The organism is Alteromonas infernus, from assembly GCF_902705815.1.
This window is the reverse complement of the sequence record NZ_CACSIG010000063.1, coordinates 62,655-82,965: the sequence shown is the minus strand read 5'-3', so window position 1 is coordinate 82,965 and position 20,311 is coordinate 62,655. Positions and strand designations below refer to the sequence as shown.

Here is a 20,311-nt window from a genome sequence, read left to right as displayed (position 1 = left end):
ATTCGACCGGGTTAACTGTTTTTATCGAGCATATCTGATAAAGGCATAAGCTTTACTACTAGATTGAGTTCGTCCCCCACTTTCGCCGGGTTAACGAAAGTAAACTCATAAACTGAATATTGTCTTTGCTCAATGGCAGATGCACTTTGATTTATCTGGGCTTCTACATAAAGACCAAGTTGAAACCCCAGCGCGATGGTGCCTCGAAACGGGTTACATGATATGCGCTGCCAACGCATAGGATCGTGAAATAAATTAAAATCGTCCGTGGCGTTTCGAGCGATGTCTATATGTAATTGAGTAAGCGTATGCAATTGCTTTCCTTAAAAGAGGAAACATCAACTGATTATTTAGTACTTACACACAAACCTCGTGTATTTAAAATCATTGAAATTAAATGGATATCGACGACTTCACGCCATAATCTACATTTTAGTATAGAGCATGCGAGCAATAGCAACTAGTTTTCAAATTTACGTTTATGCAGATTAATGCAAATTTGCTGAAAAGCGTTATTTTATTCCTATGTATACATCAATGTGATTACCGTTATCATAGTGTTCGAAATCTACCGCGGATGCCCTTTCATAGTTAAAATACACCCCATAGACACGGTCACCAACCAAGTGCTTATTGCTCTGCTTTTAGGCGGAATGTTTCGGAATGTGGCAGAATATCACATGACTATTGAACGGGTTCCCGATCGGTTCGATCCAACGCTACGAAGCCTAATGGCCCATTTCAAATTGTAGTGATGTGAAATAATGATACGAGTACATAGTCAACTAGTGTCAGTAGGCACTCGTTGTTAACGTTAATTTTCAATATTTTCTCTTATCAACGAGCATTTCACTTTCAGAACAAATATAATTCAGCTTTATCTCTTTCAAGCTGTAATACATTGTGAATCAACGTTTTTTACTTGCCATCGTTGCCGTGCTTTTGGCAATGGTAACCATTCAATCGGGTGCATCGTTTGCTAAACAACTTTTCCCTGTTGTAGGGCCAGAAGGTACCAGTGCTTTACGTGCTTTTTTCGCAGCATTGATTTTGACTGTTATTTTTAGGCCTTGGCGAGCACGCTTAAGCGCAAAAGGTTGGCGAAACGTCTTTTTTTACGGCGCTTGCTTAGGGGCAATGAATATCATCTTCTACCTTGCCATTGAGCGAATTCCGTTAGGTATAGGCGTGGCGCTTGAGTTCACAGGCCCCCTGGCTGTTGCGTTTTTCAGCGCCAGAAAGAAGCGAGACTTCGCTTGGGCGCTGTTAGCCGTAGCTGGCGTTTGCTTATTACTTCCTGATATTGGCGGGGCTTCTGCTGAAAGCTTGGACCCACTCGGCGTGCTTTTGGCGCTTACGGCAGGCGCTTTTTGGGCAGGCTACATTGTATTTGGCAATAAAACAGGCAACGAAGGGTCAGGCGGAATTACGGTAACCTTAGGCATGTTGGTAGCCGCTATGTGTGTAGTACCTGTGGGTGTAATCACTCAAGGGAGTGCTTTGCTTGCCCCTGAAGCGGTGTTGATTGGCTGTGCCGTAGGCATATTTTCATCTGCTATACCCTACACATTAGAAATGAGCGCCATGCGCAATATGCCAAAGCAAACGTTCAGTATCATGATGAGCGTAGAGCCTGCTGTTGCAGCTATAGCAGCGTTTATCATTATTGATGAAAGCCTTACGCTTTCTCAATGGTTTGCAGTGGCTTTGGTGGTCATAGCTACCGCTGGAAGTTCTATAACGCAAAGACAAAAGCAGGTCGAAACCCTCGCTTAGCGCAAAAAGCCTGCTGTGCTTTTGCCCTGCCCTATGAACTCAATTCCTATCGTTTTCGTTAAACATCTATATCGGTAGCAATATTAAACGCACAGGGAATAGTTATGCCCAATTGCCTTGGCGGTTTACACTAGATAGCGCGCGTAAATAGTGTTGGTGCTATGCAGAAAACGCGTAAGTTAACTTACAGTCGATATACTTAAGCAGTTTATTGACTACTTTTGGTACTGTTATCTCACCGTCAGCGCGCTTCGCTTTTACATGAATATCGCAGGCGTCATAATGAATTTGTTGGCGAATAAGGTAGTCATTTAACTCATCAAACAAGGTTTCTTTCAAAGGCACCATACCAACAAAAATGTCAGAACCTTCGTGTTTGACAAAGTATGCTCCTTCAATTTCTCTTTTTAGCGTATACGCCTGCATGGCATCTAATTTTGTTAAGCGAAAATGCACGCTAATTTGGGATTCTGTCACTATTACTCTCAGTATTTATCTCTTTATTTCCACTTTCCAAGGCGGGTTCATGCTATTTTCGCCCGCCCAATACAGCATTCAACTCTGCTTGATCCACATCAACGCAACATTGCCTTATGTCCGCCACAATAAACCATCAGTACTACCATGCGAAACCTTGTATGCTTACGTTAGTGAATAATACAGATGCAAACGACGACATTGTGCCCGAAGCACACGGGCTATACCGATTGTATTTAAAGCCTAACACGCAAATGGCGATTGAAACTAAACCCGTTTTCGGTGCCAATATTACGCTTCACAGCAATGTTCTGAAGCACGATAACTTTGTGGCCACACCAGACAATATATTGGGCTGGCTAGATCATGGCGGCTTGTCATACTTTGACGTAAAAGTTGAGACATCTAATTCCGAAAGCGGCGAAGCACCCGTGCTGCTACCATCTCAGTTTTTAAAAGCAGAAGGCGGTATACTGCGGGTTACATCACCAACTCGTATTTATTTAATAAGCAAAACGCCTATCGATATCAACAAGCGCGGCCTTTGTCTATTCACGCCAGTAGAATAATCATCAAGAAAAGCACTCTGCCCTCGCCCGAGTTGGGGGGTCAGAGTACTTTTTCAGCGCATCGGCTTATTGCGCTAGATAAGCCTGAATATCGTTTATCAACCGTTGCCACCATGCCGCTGAATGTATTGCTATCGGAAATAATTAAGCACCCGTCTTTTGCCCGCGTTAACCCTGTATAGACTAACCCCCGGTGAAACAGGCTAGCGGCTTTTTCGCTTTCGGGTTTGGGCAAAATAAGCACAACGTGATTAAACTCAGAGCCCTGAGACTTGTGAATAGTCATGGCATACACGGTTTCAAATTGCGGTACTCTTGATAGCGATATGCTGCGTAGCGCTTGCTTCTGTTGCCCTAAATTTTGCGCGCTACTGTTATTTGAGCTATCGCTCAAGCTCTTGCCTGTTTGTTGACCTTCGACATACGTATCCTGGTAGAACCACGCATACAATTTGCCCGTGCTGTCCGGCCAAATGACGCCTACCTCGCCGTTGGACAAACGCTGTGGATGATGATTTTTTACAATCATAATAGGCTGACCTTGATAGAAGTGCCCCTCACGCCGCCTGATCTTGTGTTTAATGGCATCGAACACCAAGTTATTCAAACCTTCCACCCCCATGGCGCCTTTGCGTATAGGGGTTAACCACCTAACGTAGTTAAGGCGGTTGAGCGCCTCTTCTGCACTTTGAGCTTCAAATATAGGTAAGAAGCTCTCTTTCGCTAGCTGCTGTAGCTCACGACCACCAAGTTGACTTTCTGGCCATAAGTGAACACCAGGCTGTAAACGTGAGCGGCTATTAGTATTGATGCTTTTTTCACCAGCGTTTTTCGACTGTGAAGCATTATCGCCTTGCTTACTGCCACTATTCTTTTGTGCAATAGCAGCAAGCGCACCGTTCGCATCGCCGCGCTGAATTGCCGTTGCCACCCGAGCCACCTGCCCTTTGAAGCGTTGCGGCGCTTGCAACGTTGCCACGTAGCTTTTTGCCTGTTCATTTACAGGTAACAAAGGCAGATGCGGGCAAAGCGTGGCAATATGCTGTCGCATTGAAGAAGGTACACCGCCAAGTGTACGCTCATTACTACTGTTTTCACCACCGGCTAATGGGTTTTCGTGAGAAAAATCAAGCGCAGTTTCATCGCTAACTAACTGTTCAAGCACATTGCCTAGCTCAACCGCTGGAAGCTGATCAGCATCACCAATGAAATATAACCGCGCGTGGTCAGGTAACGCCCGAACTATGCGCGTCATTAGGGCTAAATCAACCATACTGGCTTCATCAACAATAAGTACGTCGGCTGATAGTTTGTTGTGTTGATTGTACTTTGTCGCAACGCCATGTTCTCTGAGTCCTAACAGCCTATGCAGGGTAACGGCCTCTGTAGGCACACTATCAAGCGCGGTGTCGCTTACCTTACCGCGAAGCCCTTCTACGCTATTCATGATAGACTCAGTCATACGCTGCTGCGCTTTGCCCGTAGGGGCTGCCAGTACAATTTTTAGCTCTTCATCGCAGGCCTGTAGCGCAAGTAATAAACGCAGCACGGTGTAGGTTTTACCTGTACCCGGCCCGCCGTTTATTACGCAAAATCGCTGTATCAAACTTTTGGCTACCGCTATTTGCTGCCAGTCTTGTTGATCTGTAGTGGTGGTAGGAAATATAGCAGGCCACAGGGCTTTTACGTTGTCGGCTACATCATCATGTAAAGGGTGAAGTACTGCGCGTTCTACTACGCTTCTCGCCACTTCTTGTTCAAATTCATAGTACCGGCGGCTATAAAGTCTGCCATTGTCGTATACGAAAAGCTTGGCTAATTGCTCGTTGCCAAGGGCGCTTTTCACTATTTTAAGCAAAGGCGTTAACTCTGGTACCTCAAAGCCTGTTTTAGGCGCTTTTTCCTCTTTATTTTGCTGTACCTTAGGCTCCATGACTTGAGTGAGAGCCATATGTTGCTCACTGGCACTGCTTTTTTCTGAAGGCGCTGACGCATTATTTTCTAAGGCAACCGCGTCTTTAAAAAGCGTGGTTCCCGCCACGTCTTTCAAATAGATACAGCTATGTCCATTTCGCTGCATATACGACAGGTATCCCAATATTCCCGCCCATATAAACGCGTCCTCTTGAGACAGTTGCTCTATAAAGCCAAATTCTTTTGCCACGAATTTGTCGATGGCTTCAATGCCAAATAAGTTATCGAAAAACGACGACACTGAATGTTGGTTGTTATTCATTGCTTCTCCTATTCGTCGTCGAAACTAAATTGCTGCTGACCCGAAGGCTTTTGGCTTTCACTTGAAGAATTAGCATTCGTACCTTTTTGAAGTGGGTCAGCCGAATCTCGTTCACTTAACGGTGCTTCGTTTTCATCCCCATTATCTAGCGGGTCTGGAGGGGTGTGAGTAGTGCCTTTACTTGCGAAAATAGCGTCCAATTGATGAAGTAAACTGGATGGAATATGGGTATAAAACACCCCTTCACCTTGCTCGTTCTCTGGGTGCATACCACGTAAATAAAGGTAATAAACGCCGCCAAAATGGATATCGGGGTCATAATCAGGCAGCGTATTGCTTAAATAGCGGTGTAACGCTAAACAGTAAATTAAATACTGAAGATCATAAAGGTGGTGCTGATTATTGTGAAACAGACCTGAAGGCATGTAGCTTTCAAGGGTATCACCCAACCAAGTTGACTTGTAATCGGCTACAAAGAACTGACCGTCATGTTCAAAAATTAAATCGATAAATCCATGCATCATACCTTTAAGTTTAGCCGTAATGAGCTGGGGAGCCGGTTCAGCCTCATCGCCCAAGGTTTCCGCCACGGTTTGCCGATGGGTATTAAGCACATCTCGAAGCTGTCTCCACTGGGTATCGTTCATTGGAAAATAAAACTCAGCCTCGCGCAGAGTTTGCTCTAACGTCAAGTCACTCATACACAATTGCATATTGGGGTACAAAGGCGTTTGTAAAACTTCTTCAAGCCACTCGTAAAGAAAAGGCGTACGCTTTTCCTCTAACCCAAAGCGATTCACTAACTCTTTGCCACTTTCTTCCCACACCGGCGCACTAAAATCACTGTGTTCTAAGATATCGTGAAGTAAGTTACCTGCACTTGCGCCCTTTTCTAGCGTAAAGCGCAAGTCATTTTTCGTTACTGCGCTCGTTTGTGTCAACGGGGTGTGAGAGTCTACATCTATAGCACCAAGTATCTCTCCGTCAGTGGAAAGCGTATCGAGCGCGTACACTTCTTCATCGCGTACGGTTTGAAGTACAGGTACGCTTGGAAGGCTTTGACCCGCGCCCTCAACAGTATCTGTACTTTTCACCGAGCCTACGGTAGTTAAACGGCTCATGGCTGAAAATGAATAGAGCCGCCATTCTTCGCTTGCAGTACCCGTAAATTGTAGTGCTGTGAGTTGAGGTATCGCGTCACCTTGTTCAAAACCTGAATAGATTTCTTCAAATTCATCGCCGTCAATATAGCTAGCATGAGACTCATCCTCCTCGGCGACACGGCGTAATACACTCGGCCAGTCTCTGTTCGTACTCTCATCGCCACTCACGCCCAAGGCGCGGGCCAGCGCGCTTTTTTCGTTATTAGCCAGTGGAATAACCCCCATGTAACAACGGTGTGCCGCACGCGTCACCGCAACATAAGCAAGGCGCATGTCTTCTGCTTCGCTTTCGCGTTGAACACGAGCTATAGCTTGAGCGGTCTGTCCTAACTGCATTTGCAAATCTTGCTTGTCTTCATCGTAAAAGGTAAATATTTGTGACGTAGATTTACCATTTTTCGACGCATCCTTATAGCCGGTTGCGTAAGGAACAAACACGATGGGGTATTCAAGGCCCTTTGAACCGTGCTGGGTGATTAAACGAATTAGCTGGCTGTCACTTTCAAGGCGTAACGTAAGTTCTTCATCACTTTCTGGCTTGTGAATTTGTTTATTTAACCAGTCGAGTAGCTGTTCAGGTCGCTGGTGCGTGGTACTGGCTTTTTCCAGCACTTCGGCAAGATGCTGATAGTTTGTAAGCGCGCGCTCCACGTTATCAGCATGGGGGACGTAGCTGTCTTGCATTAGGTGCAGAAGTACGCTCATACAGCCTTTTTGAAGCCACATGTCGCGTAAAGACAATACTTTGTCCATCGCTTTATCCCACATAGTATCATCTTCGTGGTAAAGCAGTTCAATGAGGGTCTGCGGGCTATAGCCCCAAAGCGGAGATGCTAAGCTAGAGGAAACGTTGCTTGTATCGTTCGCATGCCATATACCGTTAAGAAGCCTGAGGACATCTTTCGCTTCGGCACTGGCAAACAAGTTGCTGCGATCACTTAAATAAACGCAGGCTAACCCTTTTTGCTGTAGAACGTTTTTGATAGCGCCGGCTTCGGTCCTGTCTTTTACCAAGATAGCGATATCTTGCGGCTTTACCGGTTTTGTTTCGCCGTTGTCCAATTGAAATTGAGCCTCGTTTAGCAGGCGATAAATCTCTTGCGCAATCCACTGCGCCATTTTACGACGCATAATGTTGGTATTTTCTTTCTCTTCCAAGCACAGGCTCACGTAATTCATCGCGCTACGCTGCGCTGCAGGGTCTCTCAATGGGGTTTTAGCCGCTGCCGCTTTGGGCGTAAATTCAACGGGGTTGTATTTGATATCAAAGCCAAACACATCAGTTGGGGTATTTGATGCCACAGGTGCACCATAAAATAACCGGTTATAGGCTTTTACCATCCCCTCTACCGAGCGCCAGTTGGTGTTCATTACCCAGCGATAGTCTGCTTGTCTGCCCGCTTTCAAGTAGGTGAAGATATCCCCTCCGCGAAAGCGATATATCGCCTGTTTAGGGTCGCCAATCATTAATAACGCACTGACTCTTGCCGACGCGCTCTCCTCGTTATCGTTTGAAAGATCTGTTTCTGTTTGTGAGGCCGAATTGCTCGATGCATTGGGATAAACCGCGTCCAAAATAGCGTATTGCTTGGCATCGGTATCTTGGAACTCATCAATAAGCGCCACAGGAAATTTTTTACGAAGTTCAGGGACAAGCGTATTGTTAGGCTTAACCACCTCATCGGCTAACATGCGAATAAGATCGTCAAAATCGATAACACCAAGTTGCTTTTTCTGTTTATCAACGCGCCCTTTAATGAACGCAATGGCTTCTACAACCAGCTTAAACACGGGTACTTTAGCCAGTGCCTTATCCTTTTCGCCGAATACTTTTTTCAATGCAGCAGCAAATTCTTTAATCGGCGTTAGTATTTCTTTTACCCCTGAAGAATTTCTCGCGTAGCGAGTGCCTTTAACAAATGCCTCTGCTTCAGGCGGGGGTAAGTAATATTGCCCGCTATCTGCGCATGAACGTAACCAGCTCTTTAATGCGGCCAATTCCTGCGGCCTTTCTTTCTTATGAGCAGGTGTTTTAATAAGCTGCTCAACTAACAACCCCTCATTATCTTCTACGCTTTGCGATAGCGTTTTTACGTAGGCTACAGAAGTATGCGGCGATTCATCTAGCTGCCTTTGATAGGCAAGCTCAATATCCTGCTCGCTAAGCATTAATGGGGTCAGAGTACTTTTAATGCTGGCATTAAACTCCAGTAACAGCCTTTCAGGTGTATGCCACCCTGACTCTGCCAACAGCCTAAAATCGTCTTCGTTCTTGCTCACCTTTCGAATGTAGTCTTCTGCCGCCTGAAGGTACAAATCGCTAGTGTCATTACCTAAGTTTAACGACATGGCAAAACCACTGTTAAACGCCAATTGGGTAATGACGTGCTGGCAGAAGCCGTGAATAGTGAAAACCGACGCTTCATCAAGTTCTAACTGTGCAGCTTTTAGCAAAGCCAGGCTTTCGTCGGTATTACAGCGAGTAAACAAATGCTGATAAACAGGGTCGCAGTTGCTGTCAATTTGATTGTCATTCTCTTTGGCTTGCTGCCAAATCAGAAACGCCTCTCTTAAGGTTTTGGCAATACGCCCTTTTATTTCTTCGGTGGCAGCTTTGGTGAACGTCATTACCAATATTTCTTTTACCGTCAGCTTTTTTTCTAACAGTAAGCGCAAATATAACCGGGTAATGTTAAAGGTTTTACCCGTCCCTGCGCTGGCTTCTATTAGATGCCGCCCTTTTAATGGCATTGCTACCACATCAAGCAGTTGCGCGTCATTGTTGGCCTTTTTATTGGTTTCAAGCTGGGTTTGGGTTGCCATATCGCTTGCAGAGGATGGGGTAATATTGCTCATAACTTCTCCTCTTGAGACGCGTTGTTTACCATGGCGAGTAGTAAAAAGGCACTTAAATGCGGCACATCACTCCAATTGATACCTTGAGGAAATAGCCAGTTAAGATAAGGGTTATTAGCCATGTCAGCGCTATACTGCCCACTACTTTGCTGCCAATCGGTTAGCGCCCGTTGTAATTCTATCGTGTCGAAAAGCCCAGCCGCTTGAGTCATGATTTGCTGTGCTTTTTCGCTTGCTTCATCGACAGTGTTGTTATCTGCAATGGGGCAGACTTCATCAATAGCCTGCTTTACTTGATAAATAACCGCTTTGTCGGTTTCACAGGAATTGTCAGCACTCAATAGCGCCCTAAGTAGGTGTCCAAACATTTCAGGTTTTATACTGTCGACAACTGGTTTACATTCTGAATTTCTCTTACCAGGTATAATGCTACCAAACAAACTTAAATGCACGGGGGTTGGCGCGGTGTAAATAGCCATGTAAAGCTGCTCTATAAACAGGAGTAACTGAACGGCGGTCTCGCGCTCAACTGCAGGAAATTTCTGTTTTTTCAGAATAGTTTCGCCTTTTTCCCACGAGCAGGCGTAAATTTCTAATGGGTAATGGGTGTAACTAGTTGTTTCATCGCTACTTGAAAATATCAATTGTGAGATGAAAAAGCCTAGCGCCCGATGAGCGTCAACTTTCCCGGCGCAAAGCTCGACTAATGCGTCGCTGCCTTCTAGTGCCGAAGTCGTGAAGGTAATATACTTACCTTGAAACTGTGCTTTTTTGTGCTCGGCATCGTGAGGGCCCATAGCTTGACTTAGCGCTAGCGCCCCCTCTTTCCACATTTCAACTTCATCCATTGCCACTGGGTTATTGGGAATATCCCCTCTAAGCGAAGCAAATGTAATTACTTGCTCGCTGTATGTAAGTTCACTGGCATCAAGTTCTGACGAATTATTGCGCTCAGGCGAGGAAAATATAGCGTCGAGCACCTGATAACGCAGCAATGCATTGGTTTCGAAAGGTTCGCTGTTCTCAAGCAGGGTAAATGATTGCGATAAATTCACGCCAAGCCTTTGTATGGAAAAATGCTCAAGCGGATCTTTAAATGCTCTGGCGATTTGCATATTCGACAAACGTAGCGCTTGTGTTGCAAGTGCATGGGGCGACTGGCTAATATCAGCTGTCGCCGTATCAAGGGAGGTATCAACAACATCAGCGTTTTCATTCGTATCAGCCGCGTTAGCACCTAATTTGTTGTGCTGAAGCGCATCGGCTAGGCGAAGCCACCCCGTTTCATAACTGGGCAACGCCCCAGCAAAAACCGCTTCACTGAAGGGATGTAACGGCGCATGAACCGCGTATTTCTCTAGTGACAATGCATAGTTATTTTCAAGCATATCCATGAACTCAGCCAAAACGAGACTGGGCTGTCGTTCGCTGTTATTCGTTACATCGTTACCTTGATAGCTTAAATACAGGCTCTCCCGGGTTGAGATAATAGCTTCTAGGAATAAGTACCTGTCTTCCAATCGTCTAGAGCGATCGCCAACCCTGCGACCAGCACTTGCCATTAAATCGAGCCCTAACGGGCTTGATTTGCGAGGAAACTCACTGTCATTCAGGCCTAAAATACACACTTTTTTAAACGGTATACTTCGCATTGGAAGCATAGAGCATACGGTAACCTGACCGGTCATAAAGTGGTTTCCGGCATCTGGAGATGAAAATCGATTGAGCAAAAGATCTCGAACCTGTCGCAAGGTTAATTCGTGCTCATAGTTAGCTTCTTCACACCGGGCGGCAAGGTCTGCGGCGACTTTGGCGATGAGATCCCAGCTTTGCTGCTGATCTTTTGTAGGCATAAAGCAGGCGTCACGAAGCGCAATCAATGCTTTAGACCACTGTTCTGGCGTTCGGGGTTGGGTTAACTCTTGAGCAAATTCCCCCAGTAACGCCACCACTTCTATGAGCTTACCTAACGTTAACGCGCTTTGCCCTTCCACATCGGGAATGGTAAGTAGATCACTCACTATCATTTCGCTATCTGGCGCAAGCATGCCCATAAGTAAACGGCGAATGCCCCACCACCAGCTATAGGTGTCGTCTAAATTTACGCCTTCTGACACCGCAGTTTTATGAGCGCTATTAAGGCCCCAATGAATGTGTGCCTGCTTTAACCAAACGACCATTTGCTCTATATCATCTTGAGACACGGAAAAGCGCTTTTGAACCGAGTCGAGCTGTAAGTAATCCAAAATATCCGATACACCAAAGCGGCTATCCGGTAACTGTAGCAAGGCCATGAATGCTGCAATAAGGGGCTCTGCATCCATGGGGCTTCTGTCAGCAATAGTACAAGGAAGACGTACCTGGCCAGTACCACCTAAAGATTTGGTACCCACACGGTGAAATACTGCATCAACAAACGGCGCGTAATTCTCAATCGCCGGGCACATCACCAATATGTCAGAGGGTGTGCGGGTTTTGTCTTGAGACAACCAGTGCAGCAAGTGGTCATGTAACACTTGAACTTCGCGCAGTGCAGAATGGGTGCACATTACGGTGACACTGTCGTCTTTGTTCTTTAATTGGTGAGTCAGTGGCTGGGGGTGAGCAGCCTGAAGGATATCATTGTGAATGTAGTCGAGCAGGCCTCTGGAATGACACTGTCCGTGTTCATCCTCTCCCTCACCTGCACTTTCGAAATCTGGCGAGTCGAATGCACTTATTTCAAACGTATCCAGCTCGGTGAGTAAGTTAAACAGTTCTCGGCCCTGCTTTCCTAAGTTGCCAAGCAGTGGGTTAGATTGGTCTTCTTCCATCCACTTTTTAAGCCCTTCTAAACGAAGCAGCTTGGCTTGCTCATTACTACTTTTTGCTTCACCCCAATAGTTAACACTGGGGTTGAGGTGAAAGATATGTATATCGATGTGCTGGGCAAGGGCATCGAAAAACGCAATGAGTTGGGGCGCCATGGTGTTTATAGCAAAAACAATAACGCGCTTGGGCAAATTAGCAGGTACGTTACCCGCTTCTAGCGCTTCCAGCGTCATTTGATGTAAGCGTGCGGGATGCAAAGGCTGGTCTTTCGCTAAAATTCGCCAAATTTCACTTTGCCACACTTCCATATCGTCGAATACGGCTCGCTCGTTCTTTTCCCATTTAAACAACCAATCTGGGCGGTACAGCAAGTATTGTTCATATACGTCGGCCAGTGCCGTAGCAAGCTGAAGGCGCTGAAGCCCCTGCTCTTGTTCACTACCTGCACTTTGCCAGTATTTGTTAACCTGCTCGAATGCATCGCTATCCATTAGCGCATTATCTTGAAGAACATTATCTATACGCCACGTGAGTACTTCGCGGCGGTAAGGCGATTGTTTCGGTACCTTGTCAGCCCCCAATACAGTACGTGCTGTATTCCACATAAAACGCACGGGCAGTGGGAAGTCGATGTTCATGGCTACGCCTTGTTTGTTAGCCATCTGCATGCTTACCCAATGTTGCATACCTGGGCTTTCAACCAAGATCGTTTCTGGGGTAAATACGTCTAAAGGCTGTTGACGTAAAAGCGTAGTAAGAAGAAAACTTAAGTGTTCTAATTTGTTAGAGGGATATAGCGCAAGCAATCGAAAAATCCTTTGTAGAACGAGCCCTTAGATAATGTATAGATAGCGAACATTCATCTTAGATATTCAAATTAGTGTAGCGCAATCAGCGAAGTAGTTAAGTGATTTCTTTCCAATTTAGCTAAGTAAATTGCTTATGCCGTCTGGACCGGGTAAATCGTGTACTCTTAAACCAAATACAATGCTTTTTGAAAGCGTAAAAATGAAAAATACTGCAGAACGAAACGAGTGGGGTTTTACGAAGGAAAGCAACGATAGAAAATCGAGACCGTTGTTAAAAAAACCCATACAGACCTCAGGACACGAAAAATCTGTATGGGTAAGGTTTACGGTCTACTCAGTAACAACGTGAATAAGCGTTGCCTGGCACTCATTCACGTTAGCGCTACTGCGCAGCACTGTTAACAATGATTGTTTTGCAGATAGAGTGCCAGTTTTTTACCTTATATAATTCAATAACTTAGAAGAATCAAAAAAACATGACCAATAGGTCACAGTTGCACCGTGGTGCAGGTGCACCAAGAGCAAGCAGTCCGTAAAGAAAATGCTAAGCCATTACCGACTAAAATTTATCAGTTTCTCAGTAAGCGTCATTCAAGTACAATTTGGCCTTTACAAGAATCACTGCAATTTCGCGTGCCACTTCACGGTCAGGAGCAATAATGTTAACCGCCCAACAACTCGCCACTATGCTTTCTCTTCAAGACAAAATGAACGCCAAAGTAAACCCCGATTGGCTGAATGCGGGCTATGGATACTTGCGTGCCGCCATGGTTGAGTCGGTTGAAGCTATTGAGCACCACGGTTGGAAATGGTGGAAGGCGCAGCAAAAAGACTTACCGCAACTGCAAATGGAATTAGTTGATATATGGCACTTTGCCCTAAGCGCTTGCATCATTGAATATAACGGTGACATTGAAGCGTCAGCTAAAAGCATTGCTGCTGAGCTAGCAAGTGGCGATACATTAGTAACGTTTGACGGAAAAGATTACGACGCAGCAAACCAGTCACTGCTGGGCAACCTAGAGTTGATGACTGGCTTATGTGCAGCAAAACGCTTTAGCGTGCCGTTGTTTATGTTTATTGTGAACCAATGTGAAATGAGCGCAGACGAGCTCTACCGACAATATGTGGGTAAAAACGTACTGAACTTCTTTCGCCAAGACAACGGCTATAAAGAAGGTACCTACGTTAAAGTATGGGAAGGCCGCGAAGATAACGAGCACTTAGTTGAAGTAATGGATGCCCTTGATTTAACTAAGCCTGAATTTAGCGACTTAGTTTATGAAGGTCTGCGCAATCGCTACCCTTCATAAGGTAGGCTTTTCACGAAATCACGCGGTGTTAGAAAGCGCCCCTGCCTACTATCACCCGCCTACAAGCGGCGAAAGCACCGAACGCCACCAGCTTAAAGGGGTATGATTTCAAAACACAGTCCCTTATATGTAAAAAAGCTCTGCAAGTTGCAGAGCTTTTTACTATGAACTTAGCTAAATAGCGCGGGTCTCTACGCGTTTACCCACACAAGTTTTTCGGAGTAATCGCCTTGAATAATACCTTCGAAACGCTCTTCTAAAACGTGTCGTTTCACTTTCAACGTGGGTGTAAGTAAGTCGTTTTCAATACTCCACTCTTTTTTCATGACCACAACACGATCCATCACTTGATGGCTTTCCAACTTAGCATTTATGGCATCAAAGGTTTTCTTAAGGCTCGATTCAATGCTTGCCTTATCTTTCTTGTGCGCCTCTTCGCTAAGCACTAGCAGAGCCACAGGTTGAGGAAGGTTTGTACCTGTTACACATACCTGCTCTACGATAGGGTTTTCCATAAACTTCGCTTCAATTGGCGCTGGCGTCACGTACTTGCCTTTAGCCGTTTTGAAGATGTCTTTTAAGCGGCCTGTGATTTTTACGTAACCATCAGCGTCAATCACCCCTTTATCGCCAGTACGCAAATATCCATCTTCGGTAAACACTTCAGCGGTTTTTTCCGGCTCTAAGTAATATTCCAGCATATTACATGGCGACTTAACCTGTATCTCACCCTCTTCAGACGTTCGGATATCTACGCCATCATAAGGCTTTCCAATGCAACCTATTTTATCGTGGCGGAACGGAACGCTACCTGTGCCATAAGCACTGTTTTCGGTCATGCCCCACCCTTCAGAAATATTAATACCTATTTTAGCAAACCACTCGATTACGGCAGGCGCTAACGGTGCAGAACCACTGGCCCACAAACGCGCGTTGTTTATGCCTAAACCATTGCGAATTTTTTTCGCTACAATTTTGTTGAGAATTGGAATTTTCAACAAGGTATCGAGTTTCTTTTGCGGCATTTTCGCTAGCACGCCCATTTGGAACTTCGTCCATAAACGGGGAACAGAAATAAATAGTGTTGGCTGACAATGCCCCACATCTCGCTGAAATGTAGCCAGGTCTTCGACAAAGTGAATCTTTCCACCGCTGTAATAGCTGGAAAGCTCTACAAGCACTCGTTCCGTGATATGCGCCAGAGGCAAGTAACTCATTGTACGGTCGTTTTCATTAATGCCGAGCTGGTCCAACGAACGGCGAGCAGCCCAACAAGCAGTATTGTAGCTGTGTACTACGCCTTTTGGCTGACCTGTACTACCTGATGTATAGATAATGGTCATGATGTCGTCCATATCTGGTACAGGCGAATCTTTAATAGGCGCAATATCCATAAACTCAGCCCATTGTTGCTTGGTAGCAATGTTGGGGTAAGGAAACGCCACCGTTAGGTATTCAGTTGGAATAGACGCTACCTGCTCTGCGGTATTATCTAGCTTGCCCACAAAAAGTAACTGTACATCAGCGTGCTTTAATACGTATTGAACAGTGTCTGGCCCCGCCGTAGAGAAAATAGGCACCGAGACATGACCTGCCATCATTATGCCTAGGTCGGTAATAAACCATTCGGCGCAGTTTTTTGAAAAAATTCCAATTCGGCTACCTTGTGGAAAATTGAATTCACGCAGGCGGGCCGCTACCTTTCTGGCTTGTTCGGCGACTTGCTTCCACGTGTAATCGTGATATTCACCTTTAATAGGCTGGGTAAGGAATACATCGTTCCCACGGTTCTGTTCCCAGTGGTACAACATACTTAATGGCGATGTTATTACTTCCGTGGTATTTGCGTTTGCTGTCATGTCTAGCGGCATAGGTCACTCATATGTTGTTATAATGTAGCTCATTTTTACAATGATTTCACAGACTTCTAATAAGCCTTATTTTTTATTGAAAAACAAGCTTTTTAAACAAGCGTTTACATTCTATGCGACGAATGACGGGGCTTGAGCCCCTTAATTTAGTTTTCTTATAGATTGGGCTTTTGCATTTTTATGGGCTTATTAGCTTAAAATCCCTGCCCATAAATGCCTTTATGACCAAGATTTAAACAGCAGCGGAGCCACCTCACTCGCCGTGCAGGGTTTGGCATAAAAATAACCTTGGTGGAAAAAACAGGCTTTATCGATTAACTCTTTTACCTGCTCTTGTGTCTCTACGCCTTCCGCTACGCAACTCATATTTAGATTACTAGCTAGCGTGATTGTTGTGGTTACTAAGGCTTCATTAGCATTTCCCGCCGCCATTTCGTTAACAAAACTTTTGTCTATTTTGAGTACGGATAGCGGATAGCGCTGCAAATAGCTTAACGATGAATAGCCCGTTCCAAAGTCATCTAACGCAAGGATAAACCCTTCCTTAACAAAGCGCTTTATCTGCCTTAACGCATTATCACTGTCGTCCATAAGTACTCCTTCCGTAATTTCAAATCGGAAGGCCGATTTAGGAAGCTTAAACTCTTCAAGCACGCTCAGCACACCACCAAGATCAAACTCGGTTTTAAAGTGTAATGCAGATAGGTTAATGGAGACGTATCCGTTAAACCCTTGCTCGTACCACTGTGATAAGTCTTCGGCTGCTCTGCGCATCGCTTGCCGCGTCACTTCTATAATGTACTTAAGCTCTTCGAGAACAGGAATAAACTGATCTGGGTAGAGCGGTTCATCGTTTAGCTTTCCACGTAATAGTAGCTCTACGCCTATTGTCGTGTTGGTACGGGCATCAATGATTGGCTGGTAGTGATTAAAGAAGCAATCATCTGAGTAGGCACGTTTTACCTTATTCTCTAGCAACAGACGCGTTTTCGCCCGTTCGTTCATATCACGGGTAAAGTAAGTAAAGCCGCTAAGGGCATCTTTTTTCGCGCTATACATGGCAACGTCGGCCTGCTTTATCAATTCAGCAGGTTCAGAGGCATCCTCTGGATAAAATGCCACGCCAATGCTACAAGAAACACGAAGTACTTCTTCTGCTAACGAGATGGGTGTTTCAACCGATTCAATTATTTGCCCTACAAAAGAGCTTAAATCGTCGTCATTTAGCACTTCTTCAATAACAATGACAAATTCATCTCCACCTAACCGCGCAACCGTACCCGACTCGGCCACCAAATTTCTCATTCGATTGGCAACGATGCGCAATAGCTTATCGCCGTAGTCATGACCTAGCGAGTCGTTAATGCCTTTAAACCTGTCTAGGTCTACAAACATCACGGCTACGCGATGCTTATTGTGACGAGCAAGCCCAATAGCATGCTCTAGCCTATCGAGTAACAAAGTACGGTTAACCAACCCGGTTAAGCTGTCGTAGGTGGCTATTTTCAGTAATTTACGTTCAGCATTTTTTTGTTCAGTGATATCTGAGATAACAATTAGGTAATGGTCGGCTGCATTGCTTTCGCCGCTTACTGCTGTGATATCAATTAGTACATCGTAACGTTTACCGTCAGCGCCATCGATAACCGCCTCGTCTTTCCAAAAGTCACCGCCTTGCATCTCAGGAAGTTTTCCAGACAGCTGGCGATTTAAGTTCGGATAGCGCATATACAACTTAGCGAGTTGCTTGGGTAAGGGCTCTTTATTGTTAAAACCAAATACTTGTTCGAAAGCAGGGTTAGCTGCGACTAAGCGCTTTTCTTTATCGAAAATTAATACCCAATCGCGGGTTTGTCTGAAGGCATCGCTAAATAGCGTAACCTGTTGTTTCGCCTTTTGTAATTTGAACAACTGACGCTGTCTGGAGAGTAAATAAGCGACGAATAAGCCAATAACAAGCGTTGCATAAATAGTGTAAGCCAACGGTGAGCGCAGCGGCGCATAGGGCATAGAAAGAGTTATCTCGGCCGGTAACACGTTAAAATCGAAGCTGCCCGGGGTGGGTACCACAGAGAAGACGTAATCGCCGGGCGATATGTTGGTAAACGTAATTTTCGCGTCTTCCGTAACCCCTTCGGTCGCCACTTTGTCGCCATTTAATAACTTGTAATAGTATTTAACTTTCCCGACGCCCGACATAGTCAACGAAGAAAAGTGGATAGTTAAACCATAATCTTCGTAGTTTAAGTCGAAGTGGTGCCCATTTAAGTTCCTTAAGGGTTGATTCAATACTCGATTGTCTACCGCCACTTCAGTAATCGCGGTTTGCTTACCAAGTAAACTCCCTTCAGGCTCTAAACTTTCTAATTGTGACGGAGAAAAAAACCACAGCCCCGCTTGTAGAGCCGTAGGCGAGTCGCCCGTCTTTCAACTTAATTGAAGCACCTTGATTAAACTCGGACACGCTAAGTTCGCGGCCATAAATAAAGTTTTTAATTTGGCCTGTTGATGGGTCGTATTTATGTAGCCCCTTATGCGAGCTGAACCAAATATTGCCAGACTCATCTTTTTGCAGCCCATAAACAATGTTTGAGAGTAATATGTTGCTGTCATTTAAGTTGTAAAGGGGTTCAAAGGTATCAGCGTCTACGCCAATTAACCCCACGCCGCTATAAGCAAGCCACAACACACCTAAATCGTCGATTACCCAAGAACCAATAGAGCGGTCCCTTCCTCGATGAACCTCAGAGAAACGGTATACGATTTCGTGCTGGCTCGTCTCTGGATTAATTAACCACAACCCACCCTCTGTTGCGAAAAACAACCTTTTTTGGTGATACTCAGACTCGCCTAAAAACCCGTAGGAGAAATTAATATCGAAAACACGAGGGTCGAGCTGTAACGGCGAAATTGATTTTTCGGCGATGTCATATTTCCAATAACCTTCATTGCCAATGAAATACAGTTGGCCGTTGCTAGAGAGCGTCGCGCCCGGACCATAAGCATCGAAAACGCTGCTATCACCACCGTTTGCTATCTCTGGCCGTTTTGCTTCACCGCTATTTGGGTTAAAAATACGTATACCATCATAGGTCTCAAGAAATATTGTTCCGTCCGGGCCAGGTATAATACCATCGACTGCGCCATCGCCTGCTATCGCATATTCACTGTTTGAATACAGGTATTTTTCAGCGCTTTTGGCCAAAAAGTCGTAATGATTTAGCCCGTTTTCTGTGCCTAGCCAAAGTTTATTTGGCTCTGTCTCTGCGAACGCCCATATAACATGGCTAGTAAGAACGTCGTTACCGACAGAGCGCTCGTTTTGTATCGCAAAGATATTTGCGCTTTTAGTGCCGAAATACAACGCGCCTGCGTAGACCGAACTTAGCCACAAGTTATCGGATTCGTCTTTGGCAATTGCCGCAATCTTTTTGTTTGATATTTCTGTTAAGCCGTTATTAGGCTCAAGAATATGTTCGTATTGCCAGCCATCATTTGCTGACCAGGTTAATTGATAAAGCCCCTTGTTAGTGCCCATCCAAAAAGCATCATCTTTATGCTGTACTAGCGTCCAAACGTTTCTATCTGCAACTACTTGCGTAAATACATGTTCTTTTTCGCCACGTACCTGCTGAAGGAAATCCTGTTTATTCGCTACGAAGACACCCAAAACAGTGGAAATCCATACTCTACCGCTATCGTCTTCCAACAAAAATTTGGCATTTAAGTTATCCAAGTTGGCGGGAATATCGGCAAGATAATCTAGCTCTTTAAGCGGCTGCGCAATGTCGTTAACATTTTTGGTGTAGACGCCGTCAGTGGTTGCTACCACTAAGATATCTTCAACCGTTATCGCTGCCCTAATGGCTTGCTTATTGTCGAGCAGCGTTTCGGGTAATTTAGCTAAGGTTTCAAGGGTGCCTGTCTGTGTATTGAACCGCTGTACTTCTTCGCTCAGCGCAATAATTAACTGCGTATCGCTCTGCCAATGGAAGGTTTCACCGTGCTGCACAAAACCTTCTAAATCGCGAAAGTCAGTAGGTTCAATTTGTACGACTTTTTGTGATTCTAAATCGAGGTAATACACACCACGGCCGTAAACACTAAACCAAAGCGCCTCTTCACCCTGTAGTGCTAAACGGTAGATTGAAGCGTCGAAAAGTAGGTTATCCGGCCCAGCAACACGCTTCGTTCTAATGCCATCCCAACGAACCAACCCACCGTCTGTCGCTATCCAAACAAATCCGTCGCTATTGATGACAATATCGTTGACGATATCCTGGGGAAGGCCGTTCTTAGTCGACAGTGATTGGAATACAGGGTTAGAGAGCCGAGGCGCCGCCACCGCTTGCGTCGCGGTGATTGCCATCAGCAAAAATAAGTAAGCAAAACGTCTCATTGGGAATGGGTCGCACGTTTGAAATTGTTAT

11 protein-coding genes are annotated in these 20,311 nt (G+C 45.2%); 3 read left to right on the top strand and 8 right to left on the bottom strand.

Translation table 11 applies throughout. The annotated features are described in order from the left end of the window. Nucleotides 1-11: 11 nt before the first annotated feature. Nucleotides 12-314: a hypothetical protein gene (locus ACX5J7_RS15620; protein ID WP_012519147.1), complete on the bottom strand. Its 303-nt coding sequence runs from the start codon at nucleotides 312-314 to the stop codon at nucleotides 12-14. 589 nt (nucleotides 315-903) lie between these two features. Between ACX5J7_RS15620 and ACX5J7_RS15615 the strand changes: the two genes are divergently transcribed. Continuing rightward, the gene (locus ACX5J7_RS15615; RefSeq protein WP_012519148.1) at nucleotides 904-1,776 is read left to right on the top strand and encodes an EamA family transporter; all 873 of its coding nucleotides are present in this window, start codon (nucleotides 904-906) and stop codon (nucleotides 1,774-1,776) included. A gap of 159 nt (nucleotides 1,777-1,935) precedes the next feature. On the opposite strand, the gene ACX5J7_RS15610 is transcribed toward ACX5J7_RS15615, so the two are convergent. Further along, a complete protein-coding gene (locus tag ACX5J7_RS15610) occupies nucleotides 1,936-2,253 on the bottom strand; it encodes a hypothetical protein (RefSeq protein WP_015067432.1) in 318 nt (105 codons plus the stop codon). Between the two features lie 161 nt (nucleotides 2,254-2,414). Between ACX5J7_RS15610 and ACX5J7_RS15605 the strand changes: the two genes are divergently transcribed. Further along, nucleotides 2,415-2,822, top strand: coding sequence for a hypothetical protein (locus tag ACX5J7_RS15605; protein WP_278384584.1), 408 nt, complete (start codon nucleotides 2,415-2,417; stop codon nucleotides 2,820-2,822). Between the two features lie 40 nt (nucleotides 2,823-2,862). Here the strand turns inward: ACX5J7_RS15605 and recD are convergent, their stop codons facing one another. From recD to recC, 3 genes are read right to left on the bottom strand one after another with little or no spacing between them, the layout of a single operon-like run. Beyond that, entirely contained in the window at nucleotides 2,863-5,058 is a 2,196-nt protein-coding gene (gene recD / locus ACX5J7_RS15600; RefSeq protein ID WP_498707465.1) for an exodeoxyribonuclease V subunit alpha, read from the bottom strand. Nucleotides 5,059-5,066: 8 nt separating this feature from the next. Then, on the bottom strand, nucleotides 5,067-9,077 hold the full coding sequence (recB, locus tag ACX5J7_RS15595) for an exodeoxyribonuclease V subunit beta (RefSeq protein ID WP_498707464.1): 4,011 nt from the start codon (nucleotides 9,075-9,077) through the stop codon (nucleotides 5,067-5,069). Further along, a complete protein-coding gene (gene recC, locus ACX5J7_RS15590; protein ID WP_498707463.1) occupies nucleotides 9,074-12,694 on the bottom strand; it encodes an exodeoxyribonuclease V subunit gamma in 3,621 nt (1,206 codons plus the stop codon). The genes recB and recC overlap by 4 nt, the downstream gene beginning before the upstream one ends. A 662-nt stretch (nucleotides 12,695-13,356) precedes the next feature. Here recC and ACX5J7_RS15585 point away from each other — a divergent pair. Then, complete coding sequence (locus tag ACX5J7_RS15585) at nucleotides 13,357-14,010, top strand: dUTP diphosphatase (RefSeq protein ID WP_474115909.1); 654 nt, start codon at nucleotides 13,357-13,359, stop codon at nucleotides 14,008-14,010. A 191-nt stretch (nucleotides 14,011-14,201) separates the two neighbouring features. Here the strand turns inward: ACX5J7_RS15585 and ACX5J7_RS15580 are convergent, their stop codons facing one another. The 3 genes from ACX5J7_RS15580 to ACX5J7_RS15570 all read right to left on the bottom strand — a co-directional run bounded on the left by ACX5J7_RS15580 (nucleotide 14,202) and on the right by ACX5J7_RS15570 (nucleotide 20,280). Next, complete coding sequence (locus tag ACX5J7_RS15580) at nucleotides 14,202-15,881, bottom strand: AMP-binding protein (RefSeq protein WP_012519156.1); 1,680 nt, start codon at nucleotides 15,879-15,881, stop codon at nucleotides 14,202-14,204. Between the two features lie 219 nt (nucleotides 15,882-16,100). Then, nucleotides 16,101-18,191 carry an EAL domain-containing protein gene (locus ACX5J7_RS15575; protein ID WP_498707462.1) on the bottom strand — a complete coding sequence of 697 codons (2,091 nt, stop codon included), beginning with the start codon at nucleotides 18,189-18,191 and terminating at the stop codon, nucleotides 16,101-16,103. A gap of 37 nt (nucleotides 18,192-18,228) precedes the next feature. After that, on the bottom strand, nucleotides 18,229-20,280 hold the full coding sequence (locus tag ACX5J7_RS15570) for a ligand-binding sensor domain-containing protein (RefSeq protein WP_498707460.1): 2,052 nt from the start codon (nucleotides 20,278-20,280) through the stop codon (nucleotides 18,229-18,231). Nucleotides 20,281-20,311 lie beyond the last annotated feature (31 nt).

Bases quoted from the DNA above. Each gene is read 5' to 3' on its own strand.
- ACX5J7_RS15605 (WP_278384584.1), top strand. From the start codon at position 2,415: ATGCTTACGTTAGTGAATAATACAGATGCAAACGACGACATTGTGCCC.
- recD (WP_498707465.1), bottom strand. From the start codon at position 5,058: ATGAATAACAACCAACATTCAGTGTCGTCGTTTTTCGATAACTTATTT.
- recB (WP_498707464.1), bottom strand. From the start codon at position 9,077: ATGAGCAATATTACCCCATCCTCTGCAAGCGATATGGCAACCCAAACC.
- ACX5J7_RS15585 (WP_474115909.1), top strand. From the start codon at position 13,357: ATGTTAACCGCCCAACAACTCGCCACTATGCTTTCTCTTCAAGACAAA.
- ACX5J7_RS15580 (WP_012519156.1), bottom strand. From the start codon at position 15,881: ATGCCGCTAGACATGACAGCAAACGCAAATACCACGGAAGTAATAACA.
- ACX5J7_RS15570 (WP_498707460.1), bottom strand. From the start codon at position 20,280: ATGAGACGTTTTGCTTACTTATTTTTGCTGATGGCAATCACCGCGACG.